Here is a 20,914-nt window from a genome sequence, read left to right on the forward strand (position 1 = left end):
ATGCGGCCCGTTCCGCGAGGTACGGTTGCTGCCCGCCACGACGCCAGGGTCTCCTCACCAGAAGGGGACGGCAGGCGCGACGGCGGTGGGCGAAGGAGGAACGATGACCCGCCCGGGACTGCCCAAGCTGATCGCGACCGACCTCGACGGGACACTGGTCCGCAGCGATGACACCGTCTCCGCGTACACCCATGGGGTGCTCGACCGGGTGCGGGCCGCCGGAATTCCGGTGGTCGGCGCGACCGGCCGCGGCCCTCGGCTGACCGAGCTGACCCGCAACGACATCCGGGCCGCCGACTTCCTGGTGATGGCCGGCGGCGGCCGGGTGGTCGACCAGAGCGACCCGGCCGGCCCCGTGGTGCTCCGCGACGAGCGGCTGCCCGCCGAGGTGCTGGCCCGGCTGCTCGCCGACCTGGAGGCCGAGGTCGGCCCGCTGACGGTGATGGTCGAGGCGTCCGACGAGCACGACGCCCCGCTGTGGGGCGACTATCACGAGAGCTGGCCCTACCAGGACCGGTTCGAGGCCCGCACTCGCGACGAGTGCCTCGCCTGCGACGTGATCAAGGCGTTCGCCCGCACCGCCGACCACCACGTGGACGAACTGCTGGCGGTGGCCCGGCGGATCATCCCGCCGCAGGTGGCCACGCTCACCCAGGCCGGGCTCGGCTTCATCGAGATCTGCCCGCCGGGCGTGGACAAGGCGACCGGGCTGACGGTGGTGGCACAGAGTCTCGGGGTGGACCCGGCCGACGTCCTGGTCTTCGGCGACATGCCCAACGACCTGCCGATGTTCGAGTGGGCCGGTTGGTCCCGGGTGGCGGTGGCCAACGCGCACCCCGCCCTGCGCGCCGCCGCCGACGAGGTGACCCTGCGCAATGACGACGACGGGGTGGCGGTGTATCTGGACCGGCTACTGTCCCGGTAATGGGAGACACACCCCGCCTCATCGCCACCGACATCGACGGCACGCTGATCCGCGACGACCACACCGTCAGCCCACGCACCGCCGACCTGCTCGCGCGGATCTCCGCGCGAGGCACGCCTGTCGTCCTGGTCACCGGCCGTCCGGTCCGCTGGCTCAAGATGGTGTACGACCAGCTCGCCCGACCGCTGCCGGCGGTCTGCGCCAACGGCGCGGTCGTCTACGACCCGTTCGAGGACGAGGTGGTGCGGGCTGACCCGCTCGCCCCGCACCACCTGGCGGAGGTGGCCCGCAGGCTACGGGCCGAGGTGCCCGGGATCAGCTTCGCCGTGGAGATCCTGGACAGCCGGGAGATGCGGCACGAGGCGCACTACCCGCTGCGCTGGGACGCCGACGCCAACGGCATCCGGCCGATCGAGACGCCGGAGGAGTTGCTCTCGGTCCCAGCGGTGAAGCTCCTCGCCCGAGCCGGCGAGCAGGACCCGGATGCCTTCGCCGAGCTGATCGCCACGGCGGTGGCGGGGTTGGCCGAGGCCACCCACTCGTCGTCCTCCGGGCTGGTGGAGATCTCGGCGGCCGGGGTGACCAAGGCGGCAGGGCTGGCCTGGTACTGCGACCAGCTCGGGGTGGCCGCGGCGGACGTGCTGGCCTTCGGCGACATGCCCAACGACGTGCCGATGCTGACCTGGGCCGGGCGTGGTGTGGCGGTGGCCAACGCGCACCGCGCCGTCCTGGCGGTCGCCGACGACGTGACGACGGCGAACACCGAGGACGGCGTGGCGGCGTACCTGGAGAAGATCTTCGGGGTGGACTGAGCCGGTCAGAGGTACTGGCCGGTGTTGTGGCCCTCGCCGCCGCCCGGTTGGCCGATGCCCGACATCCCGGGGACGATTCCGCCGGGACCACTGGGCAGCGCCTGCCGGCCGCCGCGCATCTGCTCCAGTTGCACCCGGGCGGCCATCTGCTGGGCCACCAGGGCCGCCTGGATGCCGTGGAACAAGCCCTCCAGCCAACCGACGAGCTGGGCGTGCGCGATCCGCAACTCGCCCTCGCTGGGGGCCTTGTCCTCGGTGAAGGGCAGCGAGATGCGCTCCAACTCGTCGCGCAGCTCGGGGGCGAGGCCCTCCTTGAGCTCGACGATCGACCGCTCGTGGATCTCCCGCATCCGGTTGCGGCTCGCGTCGTCGAGAGGTGCGGCTTTCACCTCCTCCAGCAACTGCTTGATCATGCTGCCGATCCGCATCACCTTGGCCGGCTGTTCGACCAGGCGGGTCGGGTCCTCACCCGGGCCCTCGTCGGTCTGCATCGTCCCGATCGGCCGGCCGTCCGGACCGACCACCACAACAGTGCCGGAGTGGCCGGAGTCGTCGGTGCCCGGCTCGTCGTCGTGTCCCGCTGAGCGCGCTTCGGTCATGGGGTCCATCTTTACCCAGCGGACGGGACCCATGGCATCCGGGACCGACTACCGGGCCCGAACCACCCGCGCGAGCGCGCTACCGTCGCGCCATGCCTGCCGACCCGCGCGCCGTGTTGACCCGGCCCGCACCGGAGCCCGACCGGACGGTGGCGTACGGCGACCACCCGGACCAGGTGGCCGACCTGCGGTTCCCGGCGCGAGCTGTCCCGGCGGGGCCGCTTGTCGTCGTCCTGCACGGCGGTTTCTGGCGGGACGAGTACGACCGGCGGCACACCGACCCGCTGGCTGCCGCACTCGCCGCGGCTGGCTTCCCGGTGGCACAGCTGGAGTACCGGCGGACGGGGCAGCCGGGAGGTGGTTGGCCGGGCACATTCACCGACGTGCTGACCGGGGTGGCCGAGCTGCCCGTACTGGCCGCCGAGGCGTTGCCCCGCCGGGTCAGCGGGGACGCGCCGATTCTGGTCGGGCACTCCGCCGGCGGCCACCTGGCGCTGTACGTCGCGGCCACCGCCCCGGCGATGGTGGGTGGGGTGCTCGCCCTGGCGCCGGTGGCCGACCTGGTCGAGGCGTACCGGCGGGACCTGGACGCGGGCGCGGTGGCCGCGTTGCTCGGCGGCGGCCCGGCCGAGGTTCCGGACCGGTACGCGGTGACGGATCCACGATTGTTGGTACCCACCCGAACACGCACGGTAGTTCTGCACGGCTCCGAGGATCAGCAGGTCCCGGTGGAGATGAGCCGGGGATTTGTGGCGGCAGCAACCACCGCAGGATCCGATATCTCCCTTCTGGAACTGCTCGGATGCGAGCATTTCGGGCTGATCGACCCGGAGTCCGCCGCGTGGCCTCAGGTCCTTGATTCGTTGCGGTCCCTGCACGTTGATCACTAGCCATTGACGCAGCGTCGCGGACCAGGTAGAACGCCGGAGGGCGGAGTTCAGCCCTGCAACGCTCCTTGGAAGGAACTCGGTGTCACAGATGAATCGCAGGCGCGCGCTCCAACTGTTGGCCGCGCTCGGTACCACCGGGTTCGTCGCGGGGTGTGGCTCCGACACAGACGCCCAGCCGACCGTGAACCGCGGCCCGATCAAGATCGGGCTGATCACGCCCCAGGCCGGCGGCCTCAAGAGCATCGGCGATGACATCACCAACGGCTTCCAGCTCTTCCTCGACCTGCACGACAAGCGGCTGGGCGGCCACCCGGTGGAGCTGCTGACCGCCGACGAGGGCGACACCGCGAAGACCGGCAAGGCCGCCGTCGACGGGCTGCTCAAGCAGGGCGTGCTGGCGCTCACCGGCGTGGTCAACTCGGCGGTGATGGTCGGCATCCGCGACACCGTCGAGCAGGCCAAGGTCCCGCTGATCGGCTCCAACGCCTCGCCGAGCAGCCTGCAGAGCGTCTTCTACATCTGGCGGACGTCGTACGTGCTGGACGAGGCCGGCAAGGCGCTGGGCCGCTACCTGCGTGACCAACTGCCGACCAACGGCCGCGTCGCGATCATCATGCCGGAGAACGTCGGCAGCCCGGACGTGGTGCGTGGCTTCCGGCAGGAGTTCGGCCTCACCGACCCGCGCATCAGCGACCCGGTCACCTACACCAGCGCCAACCCCAACCCCGGCAAGACCACCTACACCGCCGACATCACCAGGGCGCTGACCAAGGAGCCCTCGGCGGTCTTCTGCAACTTCGCCGGCGCGGCCGCCGTGGAGTTCATCAAGCAGTTGCGGGAGAAGTTCCGCGGGCCGGTCTACGCGCCCGGCTTCCTCACCGAGGGCAACGTGCTGGAAAGCCTCAAGGACAACGCGCTGGGCATCCAGACCGCGCTGAACTACTCGGCCGACCTGAACAACACGTCGAACCGGGTCTTCGCCTCGGCGTACCGCAAGAAGTACCAGGTCACCCCCACCACGTACGCGATGGCGTCGTACGACGCGGCGCAGGTGCTCGACCAGGCGATCCAGTTGACCGGCGGCTCACCCAACCCGCAGCAGGTCAACCTGGCGCTCGGCCGGATCGGCCAGATCGACAGCCCGCGCGGCATCTGGCAGTTCAACCAGCCGCGTACCCCCCAGCAGAAGTGGTACCTGCGGGAGGTGCAGCGCGACGGCCAGGTCATGTCGAACGTGCTGATCAACGAGCTGGCGACGCTCGGCTGAACGCCCACCCGCGGCACGACTCGGGGCCGGTCTCCCACTGGGAGACCGGCCCCGGAGCATTCACCGGTCAGTGCCGCAGCTCGGCGATGCAGCACTTCACACTGCCGCCGCCCTTCTTCAGCTCGGCCAGCTCGACAGGGACCGGGGTGTAACCGGCCGCCTTCAGCTTGCCGGCCAACCGGGTCGCCTCGCTGTTGAGCACCACGTTCGCGCCGTCGCTGACCAGGTTCAGCCCGAAGGCCAGAGCGTCCTCGTCGTCGGCGATCACCGCCTCCGGGAACAGTTGGGTGAGCACCCGCTGGCTGGCCGCCGAGAACGCGCCGGGGAAGTAGACGACGTTCGAGTCGTCGATGGCCGCCAGCGCCACGTCCAGGTGGTAGAAGCGGGGGTCGACCAGGCGCAGCGACACCACCGGGCGGCCCAGCGCCTCCTGCGCCTCGGCGTGCGCCGGCAGTTCGGTGCGGAAGCCGTGCCCGGCGAGGATCAGGCCGCCGTGCGCCTCCGGCACGTACGCGAAGTCGCCCTCGCCCTCGTTGGTCTCGCTCGGCGCGACGAACCGCCAGCCCTGCGACTCGTAGAAGGCGTGGTGGATCGCGGCCTCGGCGGCCCGCTGCTCGTGCTTGAACCGGGCGCCGTAGACGCCGCCGTCCACCACGAAGGCGCCGTTGGCGGCGTAGACCAGGTCCGGGAGTCCCTGCTCGGGCGTCAGCAGGTGCACCTCGTGACCGAGGCTGACAAGCGTCTCGCGCAGCCGGTCCCACTGTTTGACGGCCAGGTCCCGGTCGACCGGGGTGGTCACGTCCATCCACGGGTTGATCGCGTACTCGACCGCGAAGTGCGCGGGCGGGCACATGAGATATGTCCGCTTTCGCGGGACTCGCTGCTGGTTCACGGTCACCAACAGTAGGTACCGTGGAACTTTGGTAACAGCCACAACCGTTGCTTCTCAGAGGCGGAACGTTGCAGATAGACGCGGTAGACCAGCGGATCATTGCGTTACTCGTCGCGGACGCCCGGGCGTCGTACGCCGACATCGGCACCCGCGTTTCACTCTCCGCCCCGGCCGTCAAGCGTCGCGTCGACCGACTGCGGGCCACCGGGGTGATCAGGGGATTCACGGCCGTCGTTGACCCGGCCGCCGTCGGCTGGACCACTGAGGCGTTCGTCGAGCTGTTCTGCGCCGGCCGGACCACCCCGGCGCAGATCGGCGTGGCCGCCCGGCGGCACCCGGAGGTGGTCGGCGCGTACACCGTCTCTGGGGAGGCGGACGCGCTCGTGCACCTGCGCGCCGCCGACATCGCCCACCTGGAGGCGGCGCTGGAACGGTTGCGCGCCGAGTCCTTCGTGACCTCGACCCGCAGCACGATTGTGCTGTCCCGCCTGGCCGAGTCCCCCGGTGTCGGCCCGTCCCCCCGTACCGCTTGACCTCAACCCCGGTTGAGGAGATGGAGTGGTCGGAAGCGTGGGCGTGCCGCCCACCGCAGCCGAGGGGGATGGAATGCGGGCGGTCTGGTTACGTGAGTTCGGTGGACCCGAGGTGCTGGTGCCCGGCCCCGCGACCGACCCGACGCCCGGCCCCGGCCAGGTGCTGATCGACGTCGCGTACGCGAACATCACGTTCGTCGAGACGCAGCAGCGTTCCGGCCGCCCCGGGCCGTTTGCGGTCACCCCACCCCTGATTCCCGGCAACGGCGTGGGCGGGGTGATCGCCGCCGTCGGCCCGGACGTCGACCCGGCACTGATCGGGCGGCCGGTGGTCAGCGCCACCGGCGGCTCCGGCGGATACGCCGAACGCGCGGCGGTGGACGCCGCCGCGCCGATCGAGGTGCCCGACGGGTTGGCCGTGGACGAGGCGGTGGCACTGCTGGCCGACGGGCGTACCGCCAGCATGCTGATCGAGGCCGTCGGCGTCCGCCCCGGCGACCGGGTGCTGGTGGAAGCCGCCGCAGGTGGCGTCGGCAGCCTGTTGGTGCAGCTCGCCGCCCGGGCCGGCGCCCTGGTGATCGGCGTCGCCGGTGGGCCGCGCAAGGTGGGCCTGCTGCCCGGCCTCGGCGCCGACCATGCCGTCGACTACCTCCAACCCGACTGGGCCGACCGCATCCGGGCCACGACCGGCGGTGTCGATGTGGTGCTCGACGGGGTCGGCGGGGCGGTGGCCCGAGCGGCCTTCGACCTGCTGGACCCCGGCGGTCGCATGATCAGCTACGGCTTGGCGAGCGGGGAGTGGTCCTCGGTGTCGCCGGACGCCGCCACGGCACGGCAGGTCACCCTGGCCCGGCCGAACACGTCACCCGAGCGGCTGCGGGCGTACACCCGGCAGGCCCTGGCGGACGCCGCGGCCGGCCGCCTACGACCGCTGATCGGCCAGCGGTTCCCACTGGAACGCGCCGCCGACGCGCACGCCGCCATCGAGGCGCGCGCGACGGTCGGCAAGACCCTGCTGGAACTCTAGGGCCTGTGTCACGAGGGCGGCCGGCCAGTTCTTCTGAAACCAGGCCCTACAGATACATGCCGGTGCGGTGCTCCGACTCGTCGCGCCGAACCGGCTTGTCGCCCTCACCGAAGAACCGCTTGCCGCCGAACTCGCCGTGCAGCCGGTCGTCCAACTCGTCGGCCAGACCGGTCATCACCTGCACCGCCAGCATGAGGTGCGTGGCCTGGAAGTTGCGGCCGAAGACCGGGATGGACGCCCAGACCGTGTCGTCGGCGCAGTAGAGGCGGCCGATCGGCATCCGGTTCGTCAACTCGGAAAGCCGGACGTAGAGCCGCTCGGTCGGCTCCACCTCGGTGAGCACCGGCGAGAACACGTCCACCAGCGGGGGATTGTCGCGCACCCGCACGAAGACCATCGCCGAGCCGGCCCGGATGGTGATGTCGCCGTCCGAGTCGACCTGCAACCGGTCCGTGTCCGACTTCAGCATCGTGGAGACGACGGTCCGGACCCGATCGGCCAGGTCGAGCACGTCTTCCCGCTCGACCTGCGCGGAGGCCGCCTCGGCCAGCGCCTCCTCCAGGTCGGCCTCGACGTCGGCGTCCGGGCCGAACTCGCTGCGCGCCGTGCCCAACGGGTCCACGGCCAGCGGCTCACCCTCGCCGTCCTGCACCAGGTAGACGAGGAACGCCGGGTGCGGGGCGCCGTAGACGTCACGCAGCGTCCGGGAGAGCAGCGCGGCGATCCGGGTCGACTCGCTCGTCCGGTCGTCCAACCCGAAGAAGCCGCCGGAGCCGGCGACCACCCCGGGCGGCGACCAGCCGAGCGCGACCATCTCCGCCACCGCACCGCGGTCCAGCCGGTAGCCCGCCGGCAGCGTGGCGTTTCCGACCGCCCGCGCGGACAACCCGCCGCCGTCGCGTACGTCCACGCTGACCGAGTAGACGGCGTCCCCGGTGCCGGAGGCGGTCGGGTCCAGGGTCACCTCCAGGTGCGCGCCGACGGGAAGCTCCCGCAGCCGGAGGGCGAGCGCACGGGCGAACTCCTGCCAGGCCTCGGTCACCTTCGCCCGCAGGTCGGTCGTGCTGGGTTCGTCGAGCAGGATCGATTCCGCCGGCTCAGTCGTAGCGCCGGGTAGGTCATCGAGCGGCGCCGAGGGGTGGTCAGCCGTCATGATCGCCTCCGTCCGTCACGATCACCCTACCCACGCCGCTTGAGTGCCCCGTCAGCCCGGACCGGGATCGGACAACGGGCGGTCAGGGGGCCGTCGGGTTCGCGGGATCCGCGCCCAGGTCGACCGGCCAGGTGCCGGCCAGGGCGCTGAGCCGGGCTGCGGCGTCCGCCGGGTCGGCACCCCGGCCGACCGCAAGCCCCAGCAGGTACGCGGTGACCGGCGCGCCCGGCCGCAGCACCTGGTGGGCGACGTCGCGAGCCAGGTCCAGCACCGCCGGCACGGGCACCCCGGCCGGGTCCAGCTCCAGCTCGGTGCACGCCGCCGTCACCCAGTCGTCCATCACCGTCATCGCGTCCACTCCTCCGCCCGGCGTACGTCCTCGTCAGTGTCGCAGTCGAACCACGGCGGTGGGCCGTCGCCGGACCAGGGGACCTCCCGCACGACGAGCCCGGCCAGCAGCGCCCGGACCGGGGCTCCGGACAGGCTGCCGCCCCGCTCGGCGGTTAGTCGGTCCAACCCGGCTCGCAGCGCCGCGACCCGCCAGACACCGCAGAGCGACTGCCGCCGCCCGTTCCCGTCGACGAAGCACGCGCCGTCCGGCCGTCCGCTCCCGACCGGGCCGCCGTCGGCCGTCTCCCCGGCGAGGTGGGTCAGCAGGTCGCCGATCGCGGCGCGAGTGAGCAGCGGCAGGTCGGCGGCGAGCAGCGCGACAACCGCGGTGTCCGGATCGAGCAGCGCCAGCCCGGCAGCCGCCGCGGCGACCGGACCCCCGCCCGGCGGGTCCTCCCGGGTGACCCGCACGCCCTCCGGGAAGACGTCGACCGGACCGACGAGCACCCGTGGGCTGGCGTCGCTGACGGCGGCCAGCACCCGGGCACGCATCGGCCGGCCACCGACCGGGAGCGCGGGCTTGTCCACCCCGCCCATCCGTCGGGCGGACCCACCTGCGAGCACCACTGCGGCATACGTGACCACCCCGTCACGGTAGCCGTGTCGACCCCCGTTGGCGCCGCGCCCGGGTGCCGGCTACCCGGTGGCCGTGCGGGCGTGCCGGCGGGAGGTGGAGGATGACGGGATGGGACGGGCAACAGATCGGCGGGGCGTACTTCGGATCGACCTGGACGCGGCGACCGTCGGGCGCGGGTCCATTCGTCGACAGGACACACTCGCGGTGGAGGAACCGCTGGAGATCCGGGTCGGCGCGGCCGGCCCCGGCCGGCGAAAGCCCCTCGCCGTGACCATGCGTACCCCCGGTGACGACCTCGATCTGGCCATCGGGTTCCTGCTGACCGAGGGGTTGATCCGGTCGACCGACGACGTGTTGACCGCGCAGCTCTGTGCTGGCGCGGAGACACCGAACACGTACAACGTGGTGGACGTGACCCTCGCCCCGGGCGTGCCGGAACCGACCGCCGACCCGTCCCGGAACTTCTACACGACAAGTTCCTGCGGCGTCTGCGGCAAGGCCAGCATCGACGCCATCCGCACCCGGTCCCTGTTCCCGGTCGCCGCCGATCCGCTCAGCGTGCCGGCCGCGCTCCTCGCCGAACTGCCCGACCGACTGCGTGCCGCCCAGCGTGGTTTCGACCGGACCGGCGGGCTGCACGCGGCCGGTCTGTTCACCCCCGACGGAGAGCTGGTGGTGCTGCGGGAGGACGTGGGCCGGCACAACGCGGTGGACAAGGTGATCGGCTGGGCGGTGCGCGAACGTCGGCTGCCACTGGCCGGGCACCTGCTGCTGGTCTCCGGCCGGGCCAGCTTCGAGCTGACCCAGAAGGCGTGGATGGCCGGGTTGCCGCTGCTGGCCGCGGTGTCCGCACCGAGCACGCTCGCCGCCGAACTGGCCGACGAGGCGGGGATGACGCTCGTCGGTTTCCTGCGCGGCCGGACCATGAACGTCTACACCGGGCCGCACCGGATCACACTGGAACAGCCGGCCTGACGCTCAGCGACCGATCAGGTCGATCAGCTCCAGCCGCGCGGCGGCGTCGCGGGCGATCAGGAAGCCGGCGATGCCGAGGATCCAGCCCAACGCGCCGCCAGCCTTCGCGACGATCCAGGCGTTCAGGCGGGCCAGCACCGGCTCGACCAGAGCCGGACGGGCCACCCTGGCAGCCAGCAACACCACCGCCGGCAACACCATGACCAGGCAGTATCCGGCGAGCAGCGCCACCACGGCCACCGCGCCGACCCCCGAGGTGGCCAACAGACCCACGGCACCGAGGTACGGAAGCATGGTCGCCACCTCGGCGAGCGCGGCGAGCAACGCGAGCCCGGCCAGCCAGCGGGCCGAGGAGTCGCCGGCGGTGGCCCGGTCCCGCCACCGCAGCACACCACCGCCACGGGGACGCCGTTTGCCGTCGTAGCGAAAGCTGAGCGCCAGCATCGCCACGCCCAGGACGAGTTGCGCCCAGAGCACAGCCCGGTTGTCCAGGGCACCGCCCAGCGCGTCCGCCAACCTGCTGCCGCCCCACACCAGCAGCAGCCCCACCGCGAGGTAGAACGCCGCGATGGTGGCGAGGTAGCCCAGGATCCGCCGGGCGTTGACCGGCCCGGGGGCGAGCAGCAGCCAGATCGGGATGAAGAGGGTGCCGATGCTGGTGCTGTCGATCAACGCCAGCCCGGCCAGCGAGAGCAGCAGTTCGGGGGTCACTCGATCATTGTCGACCGGCGCCCGCCCCGCCGAGTCGGCCGCGATCAGGAGAAACGCGTACATCGTTCGACGGAGGTCATGCGCGCGGACCGTTGATCGACTCGGTTTTGTTGATACCGGGGTGTCCGGGTAGCGGTGATACCCCGACTTTCAGGAAGCCGAGAGGAAAGCGACGGCGACCGGAGGCTGGCTCGTCAGCGGCGGCCACGTCGCCTCCGCTTGCGCGGACGGACGACCCCTGGCATTCCGACCGACGGCCAGCCGTCCAGCTCGGACGGGGGCACGCCACGCCGGAGCATGTCGTCCAGCAGCACGGCGAGCGTGTAGTCCGGGTGCTGGCTCAGCGTGCGCTCCAGCGCCACCGCCGCCAACGCCCCCTGGCCGGCGCGCCAGGCCGCGAACGCCAGCAGCGTGCCGGGCGCGGCGGCCAGCTTCGGCTCGGCCCGGCGCAGCACGTCGGTCCAGAGGGCGATGTCCCGGTCCCGACCGTCGGTGCGTTCCCAGGCGTGATCGCGGATCGGCAGGTGGACCATCAGCAGGCTCAACCAGGCCACCTCGTCGTCGTCGAGCCGCTCACCGCGGCGCTGCCGACGCTGGGCCTCGCGGACCGCCGCGACCCCGGCGGCGCACGCCGTCCGGCTGCCGAGCAGGTCGCTCGACGGCGCCTGCTCCAGCAGCTCGGCCAGGCGCAGCTCGGCGCGGGCGGTGGCGGCCCGTAGCGCGTCCCGGGCCGGGCCGTCCACCGGTGCCACCTGCGCCACGAGGGCGGCCCGGTCGGGGAGCGCGACCTGGCCGGCGAAGACCGCCGAGGCGGTCACCGGGTTGGCGGACGGGTCGTAACGCCGGCCCTCGGGCGGGCAGCAGTCGGGCTCGGTGCAGAGGTAGGACCACCACCGGCCCTCGGTCACCCGCAGCGCGTCGAGCACCTCCAACCCGGCGGCGGTCAGTGCGGCGCGCACCGCGTCCACGGTCGGCGTCACCCGATCGGGTGGTCCGTAACCGACCACGGTGGCGGCCTCCGCGCCCTGCCGACTGATCACGCCGACCAGGTGCCGGGCCCGCTCGACCAGATCAGCCGACGGGTCGGGGAGGTCCGCGCGAGCGGCGAAGATGATCTGCCGCCCGCGCAACGCCACCGCGACCACGCTGTCGGTGGGATGGAAGCCGAGCAGGTACGGCACTGCGGCGATCAGGTCGGCGGGCGAGCGGACGGCGAGCTGGGGGCGGTCGGTCGAGGTCATGTCGGAAGCCTGCGGCGGCTCTGCCCGGCCTCAACAGCCCCTGTGGATGACACGCGGTTTATCCACAGTTACTGAACGTGTTTATGCTGCTCACCGCTTATCCACGAGTGCCGAAAGAGGCCCGATCTCCTCGGGCGGCACCGTGGCGTCACAGGGAGCGGTTACCGTGCGCTGATGGACCTGGCGTACCTGCGCGCGCACCCGGCACACCTGCCGACCTTCCGGACCCACCAGCGGATCCGGGAGACGCCGGTCGCCGGTGGGCACATCTGCGCCGCCGCCCGCCTCACCCTCGACGACGGCCACTCCGTCTTCGCCAAGTCCTGGCCCGAGGGGGCCGGCCGGCAGGCGCCGGAGGGCTTCTTCGCCGCCGAGGCGGCCGGGCTGCGCTGGCTGCGGGAGGCCGGGGCGATCGGCGTACCCGAGGTGATCGTGGCATTGCCGGGCCTGCTCGCGCTCGACTGGGTGGAGCCCGGCGAGCCGACGCCGGAGGCCGCGGACCGCTTCGGCCGGGAGTTGGCCGACCTGCACCGGGCGGGCGCACCCACCTTCGGTGCGGCCTGGCCGGGGTTCATCGGGTCGCTCCCCCAGGACAACACCCCCACCGACGGGCCGTGGTCGACGTGGTTCGCCGAGCGACGCCTCGTCCCCTACCTGCGACGCTCGGTCGACGGTGGCGCGCTGACCAACGCCGACGCCACCCTGGTCGAGCAGGTGATCGATCGGCTTGACGGGCTCGGCGGCGACGAGCCACCGGCGCGCGTCCACGGCGACCTGTGGCCGGGCAACGTGCTCTGGGGCGCCGCCGACCGGGCCTGGCTGATCGACCCGGCGGCGCACGGCGGGCATCGGGAGACGGATCTGGCCCAGCTCGCTCTCTTCGGCGGCATCCCCTACCTGGACCGGATGCTGGCCGCCTATCAAGAGAGTTGGCCGCTGCCGGACGGGTGGCGCGAGCGGGTGCCGCTGCATCAACTGCATCTGCTGCTCGTGCACACCGCGCTCTTCGGCGGCGGCTACCGAGACGCGGTCCTTCAGGCCGCCCGCGCCGTCCCCGTTCGGGTCGAACGCGCTACGGTCGACAGGTGAGCGCCGCCCCGGGGACCGATGGCGTCCTCGTCGACCGGTACGGCCGCGTCGCCCGTGACCTGCGCGTGTCCCTCACCGACAAGTGCAACCTGCGCTGCACCTACTGCATGCCTGCGGAAGGGCTGCCCTGGCTGTCCGGCCCGGATCTGCTGACCGACGAGGAGATCGTCCGGCTGGTCCGGGTGGCCGTCGAGCGGCTCGGTGTGACCGAGGTGCGGTTCACCGGCGGCGAGCCGCTGATCCGGCCCGGCCTGGTCGGCATCGTGGCCGCGGTGGCCGCCCTGCGCCCCCGCCCCCGGGTCTCGCTGACCACCAACGGCATCGGGCTCGACCGGCTGGCCCCGGCGCTGGGCACGGCCGGCCTGGATCGGGTGAACGTCTCACTGGACACCCTGGACCCGGACCGGTTCACCCGCCTCACCCGCCGTCCCCGCCTCGACGCGGTGCTGGCCGGGCTCGCCGGGGCGGCCGCCGCCGGGCTCAAACCCGTGAAGATCAATTCTGTGCTGATGCGCGGTGTCAACGAGGACGAGGCGCCCGCCCTGCTCCGCTTCGCCGTCGATCACGACTACCAGTTGCGGATCATCGAGCAGATGCCGTTGGACGCTCAGCACGGCTGGGACCGCGACACCATGGTCACCGCCGAGGAGATCCTGGCCTCTCTGCGTACCGTCTTCGATCTCAGCCCCGACCCGACCGAGCGCGGCGCGGCACCGGCCGAGACCTGGCTCGTCGACGGGGGTCCCGCCCGGGTTGGCGTGATCGCCAGCGTCACCCGACCCTTCTGCGGCGACTGCGACCGCACCCGGCTGACGGCGGACGGCCAGGTCCGCGCCTGCCTCTTCGCCACCGAGGAGTCCGACCTGCGCGCGGCGCTGCGCACCGGCGCGGACGACGACGAGTTGGCCCGACGCTGGCGCGTCGCGATGCGGGGCAAGCGCGCCGGGCACGGCATCGACGACCCGACCTTCCTTCAACCGACCCGGCCGATGTCCGCGATCGGGGGCTGAGGCGTGACCCCACTGACCGTCCGCTACTTCGCGGGTGCCCGCGCCGCTGTCGGGCACGCCGAGGAGGTCCTGCCCGCCGGCCGGTCGCTCGACGACCTCACCGCCGAGCTGGTGCGGCGACACGGCGATCGCGTCGCCGCCGTGCTGCGAGCGGCGAGTTTCCTGGTCGATGGCGTCACCTGTCATGATCGTGAAGCACCCCTGCCGGCCGGGGCCACGATCGACGTTCTGCCCCCGTTCGCGGGCGGCTGAGGAGGCGCACATGTTGGCGGTTCTGGGATTCGTGGGCGTCCTGGCGCTGACCACCGGGCTCATCCACCTCTACCTGTGGAAGCGGCTCGTTCGGGACACCACCAACCCGGGCCGTTGGCGGCGGGTCGGTGGGATCGCCGCCCTGGTGCTGGCGCTGCTCGTGCCGGCCACCCTCATCGGGACGCAGGCCGGGCTCTACTGGCTCGCCTGGCCGGGCTACCTCTGGCTCGCCCTGATGTTCTACCTGCTCGTGGTGCTCGCCGTCCTCGAAGTGCCGATGTTCGTCACCCGTCTCGTGCTGCGCCGCCGGCTCGCCACCGCCGAGCCGACCACCGCCGCGCCCGAGCCGGTGCTCGTCGGCGCCGCCGGGCCGCCCGAGCCGCCCGCGGCCGACGCCGTCACGGCCCCGGACCACGACCCGGCCCGCCGGCTGCTGCTGGCCCGTGGGGCGGCCATCTTCGCCGGCCTCACCGCAACGGGCATCACCGGGTACGGCGTGCGAACCGCCCTCGGCCCGCCCCGCCTCGACCGGGTGCAGATCCCCCTCGCCAAGCTCCCCCGCAGCATGGACGGCCTGCGCATCGCTACCGTCTCCGACATCCACCTCGGTCCGCTGCGCGGCCGGGCACACACCGAGCGGATCGTCGCCGCGATCAACCGGCTCGACGCCGACCTGGTCGCGGTGGTCGGCGACCTGGTCGACGGCTCGGTCGCCGAACTCGGCCCGGCCGCCGCGCCGCTGCGTGACCTGCGCTCCCGGTACGGCAGCTTCTTCGTCACCGGCAACCACGAGTACTACTCCGGCGTGGAGGAGTGGGTCCAGGAGGTCGACCGGCTCGGCCTGCGGGTGCTGCAGAACCAGCGGCAGGAGATCCGGGCCCGGGGCGGCGTGCTCGACCTGGCCGGCGTGAACGACCTGGACGCCACCGGGGGCAGCGGCCTCGCCGCCGGGCCCGACTTCGCCGCCGCTCTCGGCGACCGCGACCCGAGCCGTCCGGTGGTGCTGCTCGCCCACCAGCCGCTGGCAGCGGTCGAGGCCGCCCGGTACGACGTCGACCTGCAACTGTCCGGGCACACCCACGGTGGGCAGGTGGTGCCGTTCAACCTGGTCGTCCGGCTGGCGCAGCCGGTGGTCAGTGGCCTCGGCGAGGTCGACGGCACCAAGGTCTACGTGACGAACGGCGCCGGCTTCTGGGGGCCGCCGGTCCGGGTCGGGGCGGAGCCGCAGATCAGTCTCGTGGAGTTGCGCTCGGCATAGCGGACGTCACGTCCGCGCGTGGCGGCCGGCGACCGGCGCGGCGGGCGTGACAGGATGCGGCGTGCCCCCGTTCAGTGCCGTACCCTCCGGTGGCCTCTCGCCATTCGTCGCGGACCTGCACATCCACTCGAAATACTCGCGCGCGTGCAGCCGCGACCTCACGCTGCCGAACCTCGGGTGGTGGGCGCGTCGTAAGGGCATCGGTCTGCTCGGCACCGGCGACTTCACCCACCCCGCCTGGTACGACCACCTGCGGGAGACCCTGCGCCCGGCGGAGCCGGGGCTGTACCGGCTCGACGCCGAGGCGGAGCGGGACATCGCCCGGCGGCTGCCGCCCCGTCTCGCCGGCGCGGCGGAGGCGGACCCGGTCCGGTTCATGCTCAGCGTGGAGATCTCCACGATCTACAAGCGGGACGACCGGACCCGCAAGGTGCACCACCTGATCTACCTGCCGGATCTGGACGCGGTGGCCCGGTTCAACACCGCCCTCGGTCGGATCGGCAACCTCGGCTCGGACGGCCGGCCGATCCTCGGTCTGGACTCCCGCGACCTGCTGGAGATCACCCTGGAGGCCAGCCCGGACGGCTTCCTGGTGCCGGCGCACATCTGGACGCCGTGGTTCTCCGCGCTGGGCTCGAAGTCCGGCTTCGACGCGATCGCGGACTGTTATGCCGATCTGGCCGACCACATCTTCGCCGTGGAGACCGGCCTCTCCTCCGACCCGGCGATGAACTGGCGGGTCGGCAGCCTGGACGGCTACCAACTGGTGTCCAACTCGGACGCGCACTCGCCACCGGCACTGGGCCGGGAGGCGACAGTGCTGACCGCCGAGCGGGACTATTTCGCCGTCCGGGAGGCGCTGCGGACCGGTGACGGCCTGGCCGGCACCATCGAGTTCTTCCCGGAGGAGGGCAAGTACCACGCGGACGGGCACCGGCTGTGTGGGGTCAACTGGTCCCCGGAGCGCACCCGGGCCGCCGACGGGCGCTGCCCCGAGTGCGGCAAGCCGCTCACGGTGGGCGTCCTCAGCCGGATCGAGGAGCTGGCCGACCGGCCGACGGGGCACCGGCCGGCACACGCCCGGGACGTCACGCACCTGGTTCCGCTGGCCGAGATCCTCGGTGAGATCAACAAGGTGGGCGCACGCTCGAAGAAGGTCGAGGGGCGACTCAACGAGTTGCTCGCCGCGCTCGGGCCGGAGCTGGAGATCCTGACCACGACGCCGCTCGCCGACATCGCGCAGGCCGGTGGTGAGCTGCTCGCCGAGGGCATCGGGCGGCTGCGACGAGGCGACGTGCGCCGGGTGCCGGGCTACGACGGCGAGTACGGGGTGATCACGCTCTTCGACCCGGCGGAGCTGGGCGGCGAGGGCCCGGCACAGGAGACGCTGTTCGACGTACCGGTGCCGGCGCAGCGCCGACCCCCGGAGCCGGCGGCCCGGTCGACGGCCAAGCGCCCGGCGGCGAAGGCGGAGCCGAAGCGTAAGCCCGTCCCGGCGCCCGCACCGCCGATCGCGTCGCCGCCGTCCCCCCACGAGCCGTTCGAGCCGATGCTCTCCGGCATGGAGGAGGTCGGCACCGGCCTGCTGGACCGGCTGGACGCGATGCAGCGGGTGGCTGCCTCCGCGCCGGGAGGGCCGCTGCTGATCGTGGCCGGGCCGGGCACCGGCAAGACCAGGACGCTCACGCACCGGATCGCGTACCTCTGCGCGGAACTGAACGTCTTTCCCGAGCACTGCCTCGCGATCACGTTCACCCGCCGGGCCGCCGAGGAGCTGCGGCACCGCCTCGACGGCCTGCTCGGTCCGGTCGCCGAGGATGTCACCGTGGGCACGTTCCACGCGCTGGGGATGGCCATCCTGCGGGAGAACGCGGACGCGGCGGGTCTGCCGGCCGACTTCCGCATCGCCGACGGCGCCGAGCGGGCAGCGGCTCGCGCCGCGGCGGGCGACGACAGCGCCAGCTACACGGCACTGTTGCGCAAGCAGGACCTGGTCGACCTGGACGAGCTGGTGAGCCTGCCGGTGGAGGTGCTGCGAGCCGACCGGAAGCTGGTCGAACGCTACCGGGACCGCTGGCGGTGGATCTTCGTCGACGAGTACCAGGACGTGGACGAGACGCAGTACGAGCTGCTGCGGCTACTCAGCCCGGCGGACGGCAACCTCTGCGCGATCGGTGACCCGGACCAGGCGATCTACTCGTTCCGGGGTGCCGACGTCGGCTACTTCCTGCGTTTCTCCGAGGACTTCACCGACGCCCGGTTGGTGCGGCTCAACCGCAACTACCGCTCGTCCGCGCCGATCCTGGCCGCCGCCGTGCAGGCCATCGCGCCGTCCTCGCTGGTTCGGGGCCGGCGACTGGACCCGGCCCGACTCGACCCGGAGGCCCCACTGGTGGGGCGTTTTCCGGCGTCGTCGATCGTCGAGGAAGCCGACTTCGTGGTGCGGACGGTCGACGACCTGGTCGGCGGGCTGTCCCACCGGTCGCTGGACTCGGGCCGGATCGACGGCCGGTCCACCTCGCTGTCCTTCTCCGACATCGCCGTGCTGTACCGCACCGACGCGCAGGCCGCGCCGATCGTCGACGCCCTGACCCGGGCCAACATCCCGGTGCAGAAGCGGTCCCACGACCGGCTGCGGGACCGGCCCGGGGTGGCGGCCATCGCCCGTGAGCTGCGGCACGCCGACGGGTTGGCCGGCTCACTGGCCGCTCGGGTGCGGTTGGCGGGCCAGGTGGTCGCCGAGCGGTTCGCGGTGCCCACCCTGGATGGCACCGGTGCGGTCCGCCCGGAGGACGTCCGCTCGGCCGTGGATCTGCTGACCCCACTGGCCCGGCGCTGCGGCGACGACCTGGAGGCGTTCCTGTCGCAGTTGGCCACCGGAGCGGAGGTGGATGCGCTCGACCCGCGCGCGGAGGCGGTCACGCTACTCACCCTGCACGCCGCGAAGGGCCTGGAGTTCCCGGTGGTCTTCCTGGTCGGCGTCGAGGACGGGCTGCTGCCGCTGCGCTGGCCGGGCTCGACGCCCGACGAGGACGCGGTCGCCGAGGAGCGCCGGCTCTTCTTCGTCGGCCTGACCCGGGCCCAGGACCGCCTGTACGTCAGTCACGCCGCCCGTCGCACCCGCCACGGCGCCGAACGCGACTGCGCCCCCTCACCCTTCCTCGGCAGCATCGACCCCGGCCTGTTCGAACGTTTCGGCGAAGCCGAGCCCCGCCGCCCCAAGGACCGCCAACTCCGCCTGATCTGACCCTCAGTCCCGCACACCCCACACCCCGTCGATCTTGCACTTTCGGTCGCCGTTGTGCGTGGGATGCACCTTGTGTCGCGGCAGAAACTGCAAGATCGACAAAGCCGGGGGCGGTCAGGCTTGCAGCACAGCTAGCCAGGCGCCCACCAGCAGGGCCGGGCCGAGCGGCAGGAGGGTGTGCCGACGGACCCGCCGCGCGGCAAGGAGACCGAGCACCAGAGCGCCGTGCAGCACGTGCGGCAGGAGCAGCCCGGTGAGCAGGGCATCCCGACCCAACCAGCCGAGCGGCAGGCCGAGGACGGCGGCGAGTTTCACGTCCCCGAAGCCCAGTCGTGAGCCGGGCAGCAGGGCCAGCAGCACGTACGCCGCGCCCGCGACCGCCGCACCTCCCAGCGCGCCGAGCAGCCGGCCAGGAGTGCCGGACAGCAGCGCCGCCGCGGTCAGCCCGCCGAGGGCCAGCAATCCGGCGACCAGGACCAGCGGGTCGGGCAACCGCAGGCAGGCCAGGTCTACCCGCGCCAGCACCAGACCGACCGCCGCGACCCCGAGGAAGACCGGCAGCGCCGGGTCGTCATCCACAGCGACGGCAAGGCCGACGAAGACGCTGGCCGCCACCATCGGATCGACCCAGGACCGTCGGACCGGGTGCGGTCCTGGAAACGCCCACGGCCGGGCGTCCGCCGTGGCGAAGCGCCGCGACACCAGCGGTACGACGAGGCCGACCAGCGCGCCGAGCAGCGCGATCGACACCAGCGCGGCGGCCGACATGGGCCGGACGTTACTGGCGGTCGCGCACCAGCGTGTCCCCCGATCGTGATCCCGTGCCCACCCGGCGCGGCCGTTCGGTGCTCACCACCAGAGCGACGCCGGCGACGATCACCGCACCGCCGAGCAGCACCTGCGCGGTGATCGGCTCGGCCACCAGCAGCGCGCCGAGCGCGACCGCGACCGCCGGGTTGACGTAGGCGTACGTCGACACCAGCGAGATGGGCGCGTTGTGCAGCAGCCAGACGTACGCGGTGAAGGCCACCAGCGAGCCGGCCACCATGAGGTAGCCCAGCGCCAGCCAGGACCGGGTGCTCACCGCCGCAGGATGGAAGTCGGCCAGCTCGCCCCGACCGGCGGCGACGACGGCCAGCACCAGCGCGCCGGCCAACATCTCGTACACCGTGGCCACGAACGGGTCGGCGGGCATCCGGATCCGGCCGGACAGGAACGACCCGACCGACCAGGCGACGGCCCCCACGACCACTGTCAACGCCCCGAGCAGCGGCACCGCGTCCGCGCTGCCGGCGGGCAGCACCAGCAGGACCAAGCCGACGAAGCCCAGGGTGACCCCGGCGAACGTCCAGATCGGCGGCCGGTCCCCGGTGCCGGTGCGCAACAGCACCACGAGCAGTGGCACGGTCGCCACCAGCAGCGCGGCGATCCCGGACGGCACCGCCACTCCGGGCGGCCCGGATTCGGCGAGCACCACCAGGCCGTTGCCGCCGGCGAGCAGGAGCACCCCGACCAACGCCGCCGAGCCGAGTTGCCGCAGGTCCACACGCAGTGCGCCGGGGCCTCGGCGCACCCGCAGCACCACCGCCAGGATCAGGCCGGCGACGGCGAACCGCAGTGCGGCCGACAGCAGCGCCGGCAGCGTCTCCACGGCGATCCGAATGGCCAGGTAGGTGGAACCCCAGAGCAGGTAGACCACGATCAACGCGGTCCAGATCAGGGTCGGCGTGACGTTTGCGCGGCGGCCGGCGACGCCTGCCGCGCTCGGTGGAGGTGAGCTCATCAGTGGACCACGCTACGGTGACGTCGGAGTCGGCGTCGCGTACCGGTGGCGGGACTCACCACTTGTGCAGGAGGGCGGCATGACCAACTACGGACCACCCGGGGGCGGCAACCCGGGACCGTGGCGCGGGCAGCGACCGGACGAGACGCCGGGCCGGCCGGTGCAGCAGCCCTACCCGCCGGCGCCCGAGCCCTATCCGCCGGCGGTCCCGTCGTACCCGCCGCCGGGTCCGCCGTACCCGCAGGCGCCCCTGGGACGACCCGGGCCGTACGGCCCACCGACC

The 20,914-nt window shown here is 72.7% G+C and carries 21 protein-coding genes; 12 read left to right on the top strand and 9 right to left on the bottom strand.

Going from position 1 to position 20,914, the window contains the following annotated elements:
* The first annotated feature begins 103 nt into the window (after positions 1-103).
* Together AB0A90_RS06730 and AB0A90_RS06735 are read left to right on the top strand one after the other, a co-directional pair.
* Positions 104-925: an HAD family hydrolase gene (locus tag AB0A90_RS06730; RefSeq protein ID WP_357242813.1), complete on the top strand. Its 822-nt coding sequence runs from the start codon at positions 104-106 to the stop codon at positions 923-925.
* Complete coding sequence (locus AB0A90_RS06735; RefSeq protein WP_210787440.1) at positions 925-1,737, top strand: HAD family hydrolase; 813 nt, start codon at positions 925-927, stop codon at positions 1,735-1,737. The genes AB0A90_RS06730 and AB0A90_RS06735 overlap by 1 nt, the downstream gene beginning before the upstream one ends.
* A 5-nt stretch (positions 1,738-1,742) precedes the next feature.
* Here AB0A90_RS06735 and AB0A90_RS06740 read toward each other — a convergent pair whose 3' ends face one another.
* A complete protein-coding gene (locus tag AB0A90_RS06740; RefSeq protein WP_357242817.1) occupies positions 1,743-2,345 on the bottom strand; it encodes a bacterial proteasome activator family protein in 603 nt (200 codons plus the stop codon).
* A gap of 83 nt (positions 2,346-2,428) precedes the next feature.
* On the opposite strand from AB0A90_RS06740, the gene AB0A90_RS06745 reads away from it, so the two are divergent.
* Complete coding sequence (locus tag AB0A90_RS06745) at positions 2,429-3,226, top strand: alpha/beta hydrolase (RefSeq protein WP_357242820.1); 798 nt, start codon at positions 2,429-2,431, stop codon at positions 3,224-3,226.
* 79 nt (positions 3,227-3,305) lie between these two features.
* The gene (locus tag AB0A90_RS06750) at positions 3,306-4,493 is read left to right on the top strand and encodes an ABC transporter substrate-binding protein (protein ID WP_357242823.1); all 1,188 of its coding nucleotides are present in this window, start codon (positions 3,306-3,308) and stop codon (positions 4,491-4,493) included.
* A 67-nt stretch (positions 4,494-4,560) separates the two neighbouring features.
* On the opposite strand, the gene ddaH is transcribed toward AB0A90_RS06750, so the two are convergent.
* Positions 4,561-5,394, bottom strand: a complete 834-nt coding sequence (ddaH, locus tag AB0A90_RS06755) for a dimethylargininase (RefSeq protein ID WP_357242826.1) — start codon at positions 5,392-5,394, stop codon at positions 4,561-4,563.
* Positions 5,395-5,453: 59 nt separating this feature from the next.
* Between ddaH and AB0A90_RS06760 the strand changes: the two genes are divergently transcribed.
* Positions 5,454-5,918, top strand: a complete 465-nt coding sequence (locus AB0A90_RS06760) for an Lrp/AsnC family transcriptional regulator (RefSeq protein ID WP_357065971.1) — start codon at positions 5,454-5,456, stop codon at positions 5,916-5,918.
* Between the two features lie 25 nt (positions 5,919-5,943).
* Entirely contained in the window at positions 5,944-6,945 is a 1,002-nt protein-coding gene (locus AB0A90_RS06765) for a zinc-binding dehydrogenase (protein ID WP_357242829.1), read from the top strand.
* Positions 6,946-6,991: 46 nt separating this feature from the next.
* Here the strand turns inward: AB0A90_RS06765 and AB0A90_RS06770 are convergent, their stop codons facing one another.
* The 3 genes from AB0A90_RS06770 to AB0A90_RS06780 form a co-directional block, all read right to left on the bottom strand.
* A complete protein-coding gene (locus AB0A90_RS06770; protein ID WP_357242832.1) occupies positions 6,992-8,098 on the bottom strand; it encodes a hypothetical protein in 1,107 nt (368 codons plus the stop codon).
* 82 nt (positions 8,099-8,180) lie between these two features.
* Entirely contained in the window at positions 8,181-8,447 is a 267-nt protein-coding gene (locus AB0A90_RS06775; RefSeq protein ID WP_357242835.1) for a DUF6457 domain-containing protein, read from the bottom strand.
* On the bottom strand, positions 8,444-9,073 hold the full coding sequence (locus tag AB0A90_RS06780; protein ID WP_357242838.1) for an NTP transferase domain-containing protein: 630 nt from the start codon (positions 9,071-9,073) through the stop codon (positions 8,444-8,446). The genes AB0A90_RS06775 and AB0A90_RS06780 overlap by 4 nt, the downstream gene beginning before the upstream one ends.
* A 100-nt stretch (positions 9,074-9,173) precedes the next feature.
* Between AB0A90_RS06780 and fdhD the strand changes: the two genes are divergently transcribed.
* Positions 9,174-10,040, top strand: a complete 867-nt coding sequence (gene fdhD, locus AB0A90_RS06785) for a formate dehydrogenase accessory sulfurtransferase FdhD (protein WP_357242841.1) — start codon at positions 9,174-9,176, stop codon at positions 10,038-10,040.
* Between the two features lie 3 nt (positions 10,041-10,043).
* Here the strand turns inward: fdhD and AB0A90_RS06790 are convergent, their stop codons facing one another.
* Positions 10,044-10,751 carry a GAP family protein gene (locus tag AB0A90_RS06790; RefSeq protein WP_357244048.1) on the bottom strand — a complete coding sequence of 236 codons (708 nt, stop codon included), beginning with the start codon at positions 10,749-10,751 and terminating at the stop codon, positions 10,044-10,046.
* A 194-nt stretch (positions 10,752-10,945) separates the two neighbouring features.
* Positions 10,946-11,992, bottom strand: a complete 1,047-nt coding sequence (locus AB0A90_RS06795) for a DUF4192 domain-containing protein (protein ID WP_357242844.1) — start codon at positions 11,990-11,992, stop codon at positions 10,946-10,948.
* 174 nt (positions 11,993-12,166) lie between these two features.
* Between AB0A90_RS06795 and AB0A90_RS06800 the strand changes: the two genes are divergently transcribed.
* From AB0A90_RS06800 to AB0A90_RS06820, 5 genes are all read left to right on the top strand, one after another.
* Positions 12,167-13,081, top strand: coding sequence for a fructosamine kinase family protein (locus AB0A90_RS06800; RefSeq protein ID WP_357242848.1), 915 nt, complete (start codon positions 12,167-12,169; stop codon positions 13,079-13,081).
* Complete coding sequence (moaA, locus tag AB0A90_RS06805; RefSeq protein WP_357242851.1) at positions 13,078-14,091, top strand: GTP 3',8-cyclase MoaA; 1,014 nt, start codon at positions 13,078-13,080, stop codon at positions 14,089-14,091. The genes AB0A90_RS06800 and moaA overlap by 4 nt, the downstream gene beginning before the upstream one ends.
* Before the next feature lie 3 nt (positions 14,092-14,094).
* Entirely contained in the window at positions 14,095-14,343 is a 249-nt protein-coding gene (locus AB0A90_RS06810; RefSeq protein ID WP_357242854.1) for a MoaD/ThiS family protein, read from the top strand.
* A gap of 10 nt (positions 14,344-14,353) precedes the next feature.
* Positions 14,354-15,601 carry a metallophosphoesterase gene (locus tag AB0A90_RS06815; RefSeq protein ID WP_357242857.1) on the top strand — a complete coding sequence of 416 codons (1,248 nt, stop codon included), beginning with the start codon at positions 14,354-14,356 and terminating at the stop codon, positions 15,599-15,601.
* Between the two features lie 61 nt (positions 15,602-15,662).
* Positions 15,663-18,848, top strand: a complete 3,186-nt coding sequence (locus AB0A90_RS06820) for a UvrD-helicase domain-containing protein (RefSeq protein ID WP_357242859.1) — start codon at positions 15,663-15,665, stop codon at positions 18,846-18,848.
* Positions 18,849-18,962: 114 nt separating this feature from the next.
* Here AB0A90_RS06820 and AB0A90_RS06825 read toward each other — a convergent pair whose 3' ends face one another.
* A complete protein-coding gene (locus tag AB0A90_RS06825) occupies positions 18,963-19,616 on the bottom strand; it encodes a prepilin peptidase (protein ID WP_357242861.1) in 654 nt (217 codons plus the stop codon).
* A 10-nt stretch (positions 19,617-19,626) separates the two neighbouring features.
* Positions 19,627-20,631, bottom strand: coding sequence for an EamA family transporter (locus AB0A90_RS06830; RefSeq protein WP_357242864.1), 1,005 nt, complete (start codon positions 20,629-20,631; stop codon positions 19,627-19,629).
* Positions 20,632-20,914: the final 283 nt, after the last annotated feature.

Source organism: Micromonospora sp. NPDC049204, from assembly GCF_040647935.1.
Taxonomy (GTDB): Bacteria; Actinomycetota; Actinomycetes; order Mycobacteriales; family Micromonosporaceae; genus Micromonospora.